Annotated in this window: 13 protein-coding genes, 1 rRNA gene and 1 other RNA gene; all 15 read left to right on the top strand. The window is 59.5% G+C overall.

The window, feature by feature from the left end; genetic code table 11:
- The first annotated feature begins 155 nt into the window (after positions 1 to 155).
- Positions 156 to 554: a response regulator gene (locus FE782_RS23555; protein ID WP_138196806.1), complete on the top strand. Its 399-nt coding sequence runs from the start codon at positions 156 to 158 to the stop codon at positions 552 to 554.
- A gap of 144 nt (positions 555 to 698) precedes the next feature.
- Positions 699 to 1,553 (top strand): class II fructose-1,6-bisphosphate aldolase, encoded by an 855-nt coding sequence (gene fba / locus FE782_RS23550; protein WP_138196805.1) that lies wholly within the window; start codon positions 699 to 701, stop codon positions 1,551 to 1,553.
- 153 nt (positions 1,554 to 1,706) lie between these two features.
- Positions 1,707 to 2,966: a UDP-N-acetylglucosamine 1-carboxyvinyltransferase gene (gene murA / locus FE782_RS23545; protein WP_138196804.1), complete on the top strand. Its 1,260-nt coding sequence runs from the start codon at positions 1,707 to 1,709 to the stop codon at positions 2,964 to 2,966.
- 81 nt (positions 2,967 to 3,047) lie between these two features.
- The gene (rho, locus tag FE782_RS23540; RefSeq protein WP_138196803.1) at positions 3,048 to 4,412 is read left to right on the top strand and encodes a transcription termination factor Rho; all 1,365 of its coding nucleotides are present in this window, start codon (positions 3,048 to 3,050) and stop codon (positions 4,410 to 4,412) included.
- A 36-nt stretch (positions 4,413 to 4,448) separates the two neighbouring features.
- Complete coding sequence (locus tag FE782_RS23535) at positions 4,449 to 5,696, top strand: radical SAM family protein (RefSeq protein ID WP_138196802.1); 1,248 nt, start codon at positions 4,449 to 4,451, stop codon at positions 5,694 to 5,696.
- 113 nt (positions 5,697 to 5,809) lie between these two features.
- Positions 5,810 to 6,007: a 50S ribosomal protein L31 gene (gene rpmE / locus FE782_RS23530; protein WP_138196801.1), complete on the top strand. Its 198-nt coding sequence runs from the start codon at positions 5,810 to 5,812 to the stop codon at positions 6,005 to 6,007.
- Between the two features lie 64 nt (positions 6,008 to 6,071).
- A complete protein-coding gene (locus FE782_RS23525) occupies positions 6,072 to 6,467 on the top strand; it encodes a hypothetical protein (RefSeq protein ID WP_138196800.1) in 396 nt (131 codons plus the stop codon).
- 65 nt (positions 6,468 to 6,532) lie between these two features.
- Positions 6,533 to 6,630, top strand: an RNA gene (ffs, locus tag FE782_RS23520) — signal recognition particle sRNA small type.
- A 141-nt stretch (positions 6,631 to 6,771) separates the two neighbouring features.
- Positions 6,772 to 8,196, top strand: coding sequence for an ATP-binding protein (locus FE782_RS23515; RefSeq protein WP_138196799.1), 1,425 nt, complete (start codon positions 6,772 to 6,774; stop codon positions 8,194 to 8,196).
- A gap of 116 nt (positions 8,197 to 8,312) precedes the next feature.
- Positions 8,313 to 10,100 (top strand): DNA polymerase III subunit gamma/tau, encoded by a 1,788-nt coding sequence (gene dnaX, locus FE782_RS23510; RefSeq protein WP_138196798.1) that lies wholly within the window; start codon positions 8,313 to 8,315, stop codon positions 10,098 to 10,100.
- Positions 10,101 to 10,180: 80 nt separating this feature from the next.
- Complete coding sequence (locus FE782_RS23505) at positions 10,181 to 10,501, top strand: YbaB/EbfC family nucleoid-associated protein (RefSeq protein ID WP_138196942.1); 321 nt, start codon at positions 10,181 to 10,183, stop codon at positions 10,499 to 10,501.
- 13 nt (positions 10,502 to 10,514) lie between these two features.
- Complete coding sequence (gene recR / locus FE782_RS23500) at positions 10,515 to 11,114, top strand: recombination mediator RecR (RefSeq protein ID WP_138196797.1); 600 nt, start codon at positions 10,515 to 10,517, stop codon at positions 11,112 to 11,114.
- 202 nt (positions 11,115 to 11,316) lie between these two features.
- Complete coding sequence (locus FE782_RS23495; RefSeq protein ID WP_238392635.1) at positions 11,317 to 11,670, top strand: DUF2508 family protein; 354 nt, start codon at positions 11,317 to 11,319, stop codon at positions 11,668 to 11,670.
- Positions 11,671 to 11,677: 7 nt separating this feature from the next.
- Complete coding sequence (locus FE782_RS23490; protein WP_238392634.1) at positions 11,678 to 11,947, top strand: pro-sigmaK processing inhibitor BofA family protein; 270 nt, start codon at positions 11,678 to 11,680, stop codon at positions 11,945 to 11,947.
- Positions 11,948 to 12,217: 270 nt separating this feature from the next.
- Positions 12,218 to 12,275, top strand: a 16S ribosomal RNA gene (locus tag FE782_RS23485); the annotation flags it as partial.

The raw sequence follows: 12,275 nt of genomic DNA, 5'->3' as shown, positions 1-12,275 counted from the left end.
GGCGACCTTTTTTCCATCTCTGCAAATTGTATGCTTTCCTATGGTTTTTTTTGAAAAAAAGAGAAGGAATACGTGCGCGAGACGCGAACTATATTGTTTAACAGTCGGACCGTCAGCCCTTTGTCAAGGGTTTGGCGACGGGAGGAGAAGCCATCATGCATAACAATAAAGTGCTCATCGTGGACGATCAGAATGGCATCCGGGTGCTGCTGACCGAAGTGTTCAGCAGCGAAGGTTACAAGACGTATCAGGCATCCAACGGAAAGCTCGCTTTGGACATCGTAAGGAACGATAAGCCGGACCTCGTGCTGTTGGACATGAAGATTCCGGGCATGGACGGGCTGGAAATTTTAAAGCATATCAAGAAGATCGACGCGAGCATCAAGGTCATCATGATGACGGCGTACGGCGAGCTCGATATGATCAAGGAAGCGACGGAATCGGGGGCGCTCATGCACTTCACGAAGCCGTTCGATATCGACGAGCTTCGTTCGGCGGTCAACGACCAGCTGCGCGGCGGATCGTCCTATTCCCGCATGGCGGTGGAGTCGTAAGAAAATTCGCAGTGATTTCCGTCAATACCATTCGCGGCGCGATTGTGTTATAATTTGCTTCGGGTCGCGTCCGGCGGACAAGTATCGCGTGCGTGTTCGGGCACGGCCTTCGAATAGGAGATACATACTAGGGAGGTTATACTTGTGCCGCTTGTTTCTATGAACGAGTTCTTACCGAAGGCGAAAGCTAACAAGTTCGCCGTCGGCCAATTCAACATGAACAACCTGGAGTTTGCGAAAGCCATTACGGAAGCCGCTATGGCGGAGAAATCCCCGTTTATTTTCGGCGTGAGCGAAGGCGCGTTGAAATACATGGGCATCGAGTACACGGTCGCGATCGCGGAAGCCGCGGCGAAGCAATCGGGTCTGCCGATCGCGCTTCACCTTGACCACGGCAGCACGTTCGAAGTCGCGATGAAGTGTATTCGCGCGGGCTTCTCGTCCGTTATGTTCGACGGCTCTCACCATTCGTTCGAAGACAACATCCGCCTGACGAAGGAAGTCGTGAAAGCGGCTCGCGCGATGGGCGTGTCCGTCGAGGGCGAGCTCGGCACGATCGGCGGCGTCGAAGACGACATCAGCGTCGACGAAGCGGATGCCGCGCTGGCGAAGCCGGAAGAAGCGATTCGATTCTACGAAGAGACGGGCGTCGATTGCGTCGCGATCGCGGTCGGCACGGCGCACGGCATGTATAAAGGCGAAGTCAAGATCCGCTACGACATCATCGAGGAAGTGGCGAAGGCGATTCCGGTTCCGGTCGTGCTTCACGGCGGTTCGGGCGTACCGGACGAAGCGATTCGCTTGTCGATCGCGGCCGGCGTAGGCAAGATCAACGTCAACACGGAAAACCAAGTCGCATGCACCGAAGCGATCCGCGAAGTGCTGAATAAGGACGCGAAAGTATACGATCCGCGCAAATACCTCACGCCGGCGAAGAACGCGATGGTCGAGGTCGTCAGATCGAAGATTCAATTGTTCGGCAGCAGCAACCAGGCGTAAGGGCAACAATACAGCGTCAGGCGAAGCGGGGAAATTCATTCGACGGACATTCCGGCGCCGAGTGGTTTCCCTGTCTCTTTTTTTCTAACCGGAAAACCTTGCCGACCGTGGGAGAGGCGGGGTTTTCATTTCGAGCAGGGGGAACAGTTACGAATGACGGATAAGCTCATGATCGCCGGCGGCCGACCGCTGCGCGGAACGGTTACGATAAGCGGCGCGAAGAACAGCGCGGTGGCTCTAATCCCCGCGGCGCTTCTCGCCGAGACGACCGTCGTCTTGGACAATCTGCCCGATATTAGCGACGTCGCCATCTACGCCGAATTGCTCGAGGAGCTGGGCGCAAGGGTGCACTACGCGGACGGCCAGATGACGATCGACCCGAGCGGGCTGCGCTCGAAGCCGCTCCCGAACGGGAACGTGAAGAAGCTTCGGGCTTCCTATTACTTAATGGGCGCACTGTTAGGCCGATTCGGCGAAGCGCTGATCGGCATGCCGGGCGGCTGCAACTTCGAGCCTCGCCCGATCGACCAACATATCAAAGGGTTCGAAGCGCTCGGCGCCACCGTCGAGAACGAACACGGCTCCATTCACATCACCTCCAAATCCTTGCAAGGCGCGAAAATTTACCTCGACGTCGCCAGCGTCGGCGCAACGATCAATATTATGCTAGCTTCCGCTCGCGCGAGCGGAGTCACGATTATCGAAAACGCGGCAAAAGAGCCTGAAATCATAGATGTAGCAACGTTGTTGAGCTCCATGGGGGCGAAAATCAAAGGCGCGGGCACGGAGACGATCCGCATCCAAGGCGTGAAGGAGATGCACGGCTGCCGGCACTCGATCATCCCGGACCGGATCCAGGCCGGCACGTACATGATCGCCGCGGCGGCGACGTCCGGCGACGTACTGGTCGATAACGTCATTCCGAAGCATATGGAGGCGCTCACGGCGAAGCTGCAAGAGATGGGCGCTCACGTCTACGAGATGGACGAAGCGATCCGCGTCGTCGGGCAGCCGGAATATGCGCACATCGACGTGAAGGCGCTCGTGTATCCCGGCTTCGCGACGGACCTGCAGTCGCCGATGACGAGCCTGCTCACCCGCGGCAACGGCGTCAGCATCTTGACGGACTACGTCTATAGCAGTCGATTCAAGCATGTGCCGGAGCTGCAGCGCATGGGCGCGAACATTCGCGTCGAAGGCCGGTCGGCCATCATTCAGAAGAGCGCGCTGAACGGCGCCAAGGTGCGGGCGACCGACCTTCGGGCCGGCGCGTCGTTGTTCGTCGCGGGCTTGATGGTCCCGAACGGCGGCGTGACGGAAATTACCGGGTACGAATACATTCGACGCGGGTACGACCTGCTGACGGACAACTTGTCGCGCCTCGGCGCGGAAGTGTGGCTGGAGCGCGAATAGAACCGCGCGTTCTCGTCTATAACTGGAACGATAGGTTTCGAACGAACGCTATTTTTATAAGAAATGTGGTGGTCATACGATATGGATCTCACTTTAGCCGACTTAGAAGCGCTGAAGTTGACGGAGCTGTACAAGCTTGCGAAATCGTATCAGATTCCCTATTACGGACAGATGAAGAAGAAGGAATTGGTCTTCTCGATCCTTAGGGCGCAAGCGGAAAAATCCGGACTTATGTTTATGCAAGGCGTACTGGAAATTTTGCCGGAGGGCTTCGGGTTCCTCAGGCCGATCAATTACTTGCCGAGCTCGGAGGATATTTACATCTCGGCTTCGCAAATTCGCAAGTTCGACCTGCGATCGGGCGACTTGGTTTCCGGCAAATGCCGGCCTCCCAAAGAAAGCGAACGCTACTTCGGCTTGCTGCACGTGACGGCGGTCAACGGAGAAGACCCGGAGACGGCGTCCGAACGATTGCATTTCCCCGCGCTTACCCCATTGTATCCGCAGGAGAAAATCGTCTTAGAAACCGCCCCTAACGAAATTTCCACCCGCTTGATGGATTTGTTCACGCCGGTCGGTCTCGGTCAACGGGGCTTGATCGTCGCTCCGCCGAAAGCCGGCAAGACGCTGCTGCTGAAGAAAATCGCCAACAGCATCTCGAAGAACTACCCGGACATCAAGCTGTTCATTCTGCTGATCGACGAGCGTCCGGAGGAAGTGACCGACATGCAGCGCTCCGTCGACGCGGAGGTCGTATCCTCGACGTTCGACGAAGTGCCGGAAAATCATATCAAAGTCGCGGAGCTCGTGCTCGAGCGGGCGCTGCGTCTGGTCGAGCATAAGAAGGACGTCGTCATTCTGCTCGACAGCATCACGCGTCTCGCGCGAGCGTACAACCTCGTCATTCCGCCGTCCGGGCGCACGCTCTCCGGCGGCGTCGATCCGGCCGCGTTCCATCGGCCGAAGCGATTCTTCGGCGCGGCGCGCAACGTGGAGGAAGGCGGCAGCTTGACGATTCTCGCGACGGCGCTCGTGGAGACGGGGTCCCGGATGGACGACGTCATCTACGAGGAATTCAAGGGAACGGGCAACATGGAGCTGCATCTGGACCGCAAGCTCGCCGAACGCCGCGTGTTCCCGGCGATCGACATTCGCCGTTCGGGAACGCGCCGCGAGGAAGTGCTGCTGACGAAGGAAGAGCTCGAGAAGGTATGGGCGATCCGCAAGTCGATGCAGGATTCCCACGAATATACCGAGGCGCTGCTGAAGAAGCTGGCGGATACGAAGACGAACGAAGAGTTCTTGAAGACGATCGAGACGAAGCGAGGCTCCTCCGCGGGCGGAACGACCGGCACGTCCGGCGGCACGTCCGCTTCGTCCTCCGGAGCCCGCTCGACCGGAGTGCGCAAGACGAGCTCGGCCGTAAGCACGCAGCCTAGGACGTAACGACATCTCGCAAGATACGAAGAAGGTGAAAGTTCCATGCAATTGGTTTATGCGGATGCGGATGGCAACGTATACGATCACCCCGATTACGTCGCGCTCGGTCGCGGCGGAGACGCGATCACCGACATTCTGGAGGAGGAGCTGATTCCCCTCCCCGAAGGAGCGACGCTCGTGTCGCTGCCCGGAACGCGCCCCGTCGCCGCGGACGCGGAAACGGGGGAGATGGTGCGGCTGGACGAGGGCGACGTCTTCGCGGTCGGCGCCTTGCTCCCGCAAGGGTTTACCCGGCTTCTGTTGCCCGGGTACGTGAAGCGGCCGGGCGCGGAGCCGCTGCCGTTGTTCGGCTATTCGGCCGTCGTCTGGAAGGACGGCGCGTTCTACGTCGCCGCGCGGCAATCGGACGATCCGGAGCGGTGGAATCCGAAGAACTGCGACGTGGATCTGTTGGAAGCGGGCGTCAAGCGGCTGACCGAAGCGTATCCGGACAATCGCTTGTTCCAGCACTTGTCCCACTGCGCGCTCGGATACGAATGCCTGACGGCGTCGAACACGTTCCTGCAGCGGTGGGAGGGGGCCGTACCGGTCTCGTTCTCCTGCAACGCGGGCTGCTTCGGCTGCATCTCGGAGCAGCCGGACGACAGCGGCTTCCCGGCGCCGCAGACGCGCCTGAAGTTCAAGCCGACCGTGGACGAGGTCGTCGAGATCATGCTCGAGCATCTGCGAACGCCGGAGAGCATCATCTCCTTCGGCCAAGGCTGCGAGGGCGAACCCGCCACGCAGGCGCCGACGATCATCGAGGCGATCAAGCGCGTCCGGGCGAAGACGAGCCTCGGCTACATCAACATCAACACGAACGCGGGACTCAGCGACCATATTCGCGGCATCGTGGACGCGGGGCTCGATCTGATGCGCGTAAGCACGATCAGCGCGTTGGACGAGCATTACAACGCATACTATAAGCCGCGCGGGTATACGCTGAAGAACGTCGAGAAGTCGCTCGTCTACGCGGAGAGCAAGGGCGTCTACACGTCGATCAATTACTTGATCTTCCCGGGCGTGACCGACCGCGAAGAAGAGCTCGAAGCGATGATCGAATTCGCGCGCCGGACGAAGCTGAAGCTGATTCAGCTGCGCAATCTGAACATCGACCCGGAGAGCTACCTCGCGATCATTCCGAAGCCGCAAGGCGAGCTGCTCGGCATGAAGCAAGCGATCGAAATTTTGGAAGCCGAGCTGCCCGACGTGAAGATCGGCTCGTACACGCACGTTCCGCTTCGGACTTGACAAGGGGAATTTTGTCTTGTTGCAAACGGTGCGGGCGCGTGATATAATCACATCTGCTATGAATTTTACTCTGGATCGACCACAGATTCAGGGCGGAAAGAGGGGACTCCCACATGAAAACTGCGATCCAACCGAAATATAATGTGACGACGGTAACGTGCGCTTGCGGCAACTCGTTCGAGACGGGCTCGGTGAAGCCGAACCTTCGCGTCGAAATTTGCTCCAACTGCCACCCGTTCTTCACTGGTAAGCAGAAGTTCTTGGATGTCGGCGGCCGCGTCGACAAGTTCAAGAAGAAATACGGCATCTAATCATTACCAAGCATACAGGGGCGCCTCGGCCGGGTACGATAACGGCAGGAGGTGCCTTTTTCTTATGAAGAGCGATCGGGGAACGAATCGGAGCATCCCCCTAACGATGTTATTGCTGTCCGCGCTGCTGCTCGTCGGCGGCTGCGGGAGCGAGCCGAACCATATGGACGCGAATCAATACGCGGAAGACGGATATCTCGGGATGAGCAATTCGAATCCGAATTTTCGGACGAACCCGTCCCATCATAACTACACGAAGGATCGCCAGTTGATGCGGCAGGCGCTGCGAGAAATGGATCTCGACAAGCGATCGTCGATTCTCATGAGCGGCACGGACGTGACGGTGACGATCCGCATGGATAACCTGACGCCGGCGGATGCCGCCGCGATTCGGTCGGACGCTTACTTGCTGCTGAAGGGCAATGTGCCGCGGTACGACTACCATATCCGATTCGAGTGACATGGGTATGGGAATGGTTGGACTCGTCTTGCTATTTCCTATCGAGATGGAGTATACTTAAGTTCGGTCGGGGCCCTGGCAATGGGTGCCTACGAACCCGGTCAGGTCCGGAAGGAAGCAGCCGTAAGTAGGATGTCTCATGTGCCGGGGTTCCCGGCCTCTTCTTTCGTTCACAAAGCATACGCCTCGTCCGGTTGCGGGAACCCGCCGCCGGACGGGGCGTTTTTTCTTAGGCTTGGAAGGAAATGGCGCCGCCCGAAGCGAAACATATCCATATCCGGCAACTGGGAAGGCGGTGTGCGGCATGCTAGAACCTCATTGGTGGACGGTACATACGACGAATCGGAAGGATGAATTAACGAACATCTTCGATGGATTGTTTTTGGTCCTCGACGGCGACGGCCGCATCTGTTATGCGCAATCGGACGTGGCGTCGGCGCTCGGCCTGCGCCCCGAGGAATTGGTCGGCCGGCCGTTCGCGGAGCTTACCGTAGACGCTTCTTCGTTCGAGGAGGTGCTGGAGGGGGCGATCGGGTCGTCGCGCCCGACGCTCGCGCTGCGCGCGCCCGGCGTTGCCGCGCTGACCACCGAGTACAGCGTGTTCCGGGTCGAAGGTGCGGAGCGTGTTCGCTACGTCTTGTCGCTGCATCGATTGAACGGGGATGCCCGGCTGAATATGCTGCAACGGTTCGCCGGCGCCTTCATGAAGGACGTCAACTTAGGCGTGTTGTTGATCAATCCGGAATTCGAGCTGGTCGAGATCAGCGATACCGCCTGCCGCATTCTCGGCGTGAGCCGCGAGGCGGCGATCGGCCGGTCGATGGACGACGTGTTCGAGGGCGTGCCGGTGCAGCATCGTCTCGTGCAGCGGACGCTGCTCGACGGCATGGTCGTGAAAAATCACGCCGTCTCCTGGACGAACGATCGCGAACGCTTCGAGCTGATCATGGACACGAGCTTGTTGAAGGATGCCGAGGGGCGGGTCGCGGGCGCTTACGTCATTTTCAAAGACGTCTCGAACTTACGCTCGCTCGAGCAACAAGTGCAGCGCAGCGATCGGTTGGCCATGATCGGTCAGATCGCGGCGGGCACGGCGCATGAAATTCGGAATCCGCTGACGTCGATCAAGGGTTTCCTTCAAGTCTTGAAGAAGTCGCTCGGGGAGCGCGGCATGACCAAGGAATTCGGCTACGCGGAGCTGATGCTCAGCGAGATCGATCGCATCAACGATCTGGTCAGCGAGTTCTTGCTGCTGAGCAAGCCGAAGGACACGACGTTCTCGGTGATCGACGCGGCGGCCGTTATTCGCGAAATTCTGCCGATCATCAATAACGAAGCGATCCTCCACGGCGTGACGGTCGAGTACCGGGCGGAGCTCGATCCGCCGCCGATCGTGGCGGACCGGGAATTGCTGAAGCAAGTGTTCATTAATTTGAGCAAGAACGGGATCGAGGCGATGGCCGCCGAAGGCGGCACGCTGACGATCACGGAGAAGACGGACCGAATCCAGCAGCGGTTAAACGTGTACGTCCAGGATACGGGGCCCGGCATCCCGCCGTTCTTGATCGATAAAATTTTCGATCCGTTCTTCACGACGAAAGAAGAAGGCACCGGCCTCGGGCTGGCGGTGTGCCAACGCATCGTGCACGATATGGGCGGGACGCTTCGCGTATCTTCGAAGGGCTACGGCACGATCTTCGTCGTATCGATCCCTTACGCGAAGCCGTAAGGAGGTCTCGTCTTTCCCGACCTGTTACGTTCTTCGTCGAACTGGTATAATAAGAAGGATCATGAGGAGCACTGCCGAAGCGGCGGGAGCGACCGAGGAAGTCAGAGGGGAAGCGTATGGCGCGCATGGCGTTGTACCGCGCATGGCGGTCACAGACGTTCGAGGACGTTATCGGACAACAGCATATTACGCAGACGCTTCAGAATTCGATCCGCGAAGGCCGGCTGTCGCACGCTTACTTGTTCAACGGGCCGCGAGGCACCGGCAAGACGAGTACGGCGAAGATTTTGGCGAAGGCCGTCAACTGCGAACGCGGCCCGTCGGCGGAGCCTTGCAACGAATGCGACGCATGCCGGCGGATTACGTCGGGCGCTTGCATCGACGTCAGCGAATTCGACGCCGCGTCGAACCGGGGCGTCGAGGAAATTCGCGACATTCGGGACAAGGTGAAATACGCGCCGACCGAAGTGCGATACAAGGTGTACATCATCGACGAGGTGCACATGCTCACGACGGAGGCGTTCAATGCGCTGCTGAAGACGTTGGAGGAGCCTCCGGAGCATGTTCTGTTCATTCTGGCGACGACCGAACCGCATAAGGTGCCGGCGACGATTCATTCGCGCTGCCAGCGGTTCGACTTCCGGCGGATTACGCCGGTCGAGCAGGCGGCGCGGATGCGCCGCATCTGCGAGGCCGAGTCGATCGACGCCGACGAAGAAGCGCTGGCGTTGATCGCGCGTCTATCGGACGGCGGCATGCGCGATGCGCTTAGTCTGCTCGATCAGGCGACGTCGTACGCAGGCGGACGCGTGACGGCGGACGGCGTGCTCGCGATGACCGGCGGCGTCGCCGGCGAGCAATACGGCGCCTTGGCCGAAGCGGTGCTGAAGCAGGATGTCGGCTTCGTGCTCGACTTCGTCGACAAGCTGATGCGAGACGGGAAGAGCGCGGACAAGTGTCTGGAGGGTTTCTTGTCGTTCTTGCGCGATCTGCTGCTGGTCAAGCTCGTGCCGGGCTCCAATGCAGTGACAGACCGGCTGGCGCCCGCTGAACGGGATCGGCTCTCCGCCGTGGCGGGCGCGTTCGCGAACGATCGTCTCTTCCAGATGATCGACATCGTGAACGGATATCTCGGCGAGATGAAATACGCCGCGATGCCGCAGACGATGCTGGAGGTCGCGCTGCTGAAGCTGTGCGTGCCGGGGCCGGGCGATGCCGCCGCGGCGGCTGCGACTTCGGCGGCGTCCGCCGGAAGCGGCGTGGCCGCGGCCGCCTCTAGCGGCGCCGACGTGAGCGGCTTATCGGCGGAGCTGCGGCGGCTCGCGGCGCGGGTCGAGCGTCTCGAGTCGCGTCCGGCCGCGCCGGCGGAGAGCGCCGGCGGCGCGACCGCGTCAGCCGCGCCCGCGAAAGCGCCGCCGCCGCCGCCGAAGCCGATGAAGACGCCCGCGGCGTTGCAGCCGTTCCTGGCTTCTCGCGATTCCGAGCCGTATCGGCTCGCGATGCGGGATTGGCAGAACGTGCTGCAGCGGGTCAAGGAGCGGAAGATCACGGTTCACGCTTGGCTCGTGGACGGCGAACCGGTGTCGGCGACGGAAGACGTCGTCTTGGTGGCGTTCAAGAACACGTTCCATCGGGACACGACCGAGAAGCCGGCGAACAAGGAACTGATCGAGAGCGCGATGGCCGAGGTGTTCGGGCGGCCGGTTCGATTGGCGACGATGCTGCTGAAGGACTGGAAGGCGGCGGAGGAGACGGCGGCCGGCACGACCGCCGCCGCGGAAGTGTTGGAGCTGACGCCGGACGACGGCGGGTCGGAACCGGCCGACGGGAAGAAGTACAAGGAAGACTGGATTAACGAGGCGATCGACGTCTTCGGCGAAAACCTCGTCGTGGTGAAAGAGTAGGATCATTTTCAGGAAAAATCAATTCCATTCTTACGTGTGAGGTGCTGTTACGGATGATGCGGGGCGGAAATCGCGGCGGCATGGGCGGCGGCGGCAATATGAATCAGATGTTGAAGCAAGTGAAGAAGATGCAGGAGCAGATGTTGAAGGCGCAGGAGGAACTCGCGACCAAGACGGTCGAAGGCACGGCCGGCGGCGGCGTCGTATCGGTCGTCGTCAATGGGCAGAAGAGCGTCTTGTCCGTTACGATCAAGCCGGAGGCGGTCGATCCGGAAGACGTGGAGATGCTGCAGGACCTCGTGCTGACGGCCGTGAACGACGCGCTGACGAAAGCCGAAGAGCTGGCGAACCAAGACATGGGCAAATTCACGGGCGGCATGAACATCCCGGGATTGTTCTAAGGAGACGTTCTTTTTGTTCTACCCGGAACCGATAGCGAAATTGATTGATTCCTTCAGCAGACTGCCCGGCGTCGGACCGAAGACCGCGGCTCGCTTGGCGTTCTACGTGCTTCGAATGAAGGAAGAGGACGTCATGAACTTCGCCAAGGCGTTGGTGAACGTGAAGCGGAATCTGTTGTACTGCTCCGTGTGCTGCAATATTACGGATACGGATCCGTGCCGCGTCTGCTCCGATAAGCAGCGGGACCGTTCGGTCATCTGCGTCGTGCAGGAAGCGCGGGATTTGGTCGCGATGGAGCGGACGAAGGAATATCACGGCATGTACCACGTGCTGCAAGGCGCGATCTCTCCGATGGAGGGCATCGGGCCGGACGATATCCGGGTGGCGGAGCTGCTTCGGCGATTGGCCGACGACGAGGTACAGGAGCTGATCCTCGCCACGAACCCGAACATCGAGGGGGAAGCGACTGCGATGTACTTGTCCCGGCTCGTGAAGCCGTTCCAAATCAAGGTGACGCGCATCGCGCACGGTTTGCCGGTCGGCGGGGACCTGGAGTACGCGGACGAAGTCACGTTGTCGAAGGCGCTGGAAGGAAGAAGAGAGTTAAGTTAAGTTTTTGGGATACGCGTCGGGCCGGGTACGGTCGGATCGCGGACGGCCCGGGGCGAACGCGCCTCGGGTCTTTTCTTGTTCGCCGGCGGGATTGGGACTAGGTTGGTGGGACAGGTTGCTGTTCTATTTCGAGGAGCTCGTACTTATATCTATATAGAGCCCGGTTAGGTTCGGGTATCTGCGAGATATCGGGGGACGGGACATGCAAGCGAAGTGGAAGCGATGGACGGAGCAAGTCAGAAGCCTGGGAACACGGATGATGCCTGCGAAAAAGGCAAAGCCCGCCGCGTTCGCGCCCGCGGGCAACGAACATGAAGAGCTGTTGCGGGAGCTTCGAATCGCGCATCGCGAATGGGCGTGCGCGCAGCATCGACTCGACCATGTTCTCGGGGACGACGAAGTCGATTACGCGATCTTCGCGCTCGAGACGGCGGAGAAGCGGTACGGCATGCTGCTGAAGCAGGCGAAAGCGATGAAGGCGTCCGGGTTCGGCGTATACGCGCAATCGACGAATACGACCCGCGCTCGGGAAAGCGGACGCACATTGGAGGGGTGAAGAGGACATGCTGACTTCGATTTGGTTATGGGTGTTCGTCGGATCGATCCTAGGTCTCGCGTTCGTAACGCTGCGTCGACGCATCGGCTTTCGTTGGCTCGGCGTCGTCGCGCTGAACATCGCGATCGCCGGCATTTTGCTATATTTCCTTGGGCTCGCCGAGCCATATACGCATTTCCATCTGCCGATCAACATGGTGACGATAACGACGGTCGCCGCGCTCGGGGTGCCGGGGTTGGCGGCGCTGATCGGGTTGAAATTTTTGGTCGTCGTTTGAAATAAAAAGGGTGTTGACTTCGAGAATTGGGCTGTGATATATTATTGCTTGTCGTCGTGAGAACGATGGCGCCGAAATGCAAAGCGGCAAACGGCGATGGAAGACATTACCGGTTGCAATGACGGTTTCGGTTGTGGTAAATTAATAGTCCGGCCTTGAGCCGACAGCTTGTTCCTTGAAAACTGAACAACGAGCGCATACGCGCTATGAGCTTCGGCTCATAGCAAATGTTTTAAAGCTAGCTTGTAATGAGCGCAGTTTGAACTACCCTTTTTGGAGAGTTTGATCCTGGCTCAGGACGAACGCTGGCGGCGTGCCTAATACATGC

Origin of the sequence: Paenibacillus antri (assembly GCF_005765165.1) — a bacterium.
In the GTDB taxonomy this organism is placed as follows: Bacteria; Bacillota; Bacilli; order Paenibacillales; family YIM-B00363; genus Paenibacillus_AE; species Paenibacillus_AE antri.
The sequence above is the reverse complement of the archived record's forward strand: the minus strand, read 5'-3'. Positions and strand labels throughout refer to the sequence as shown.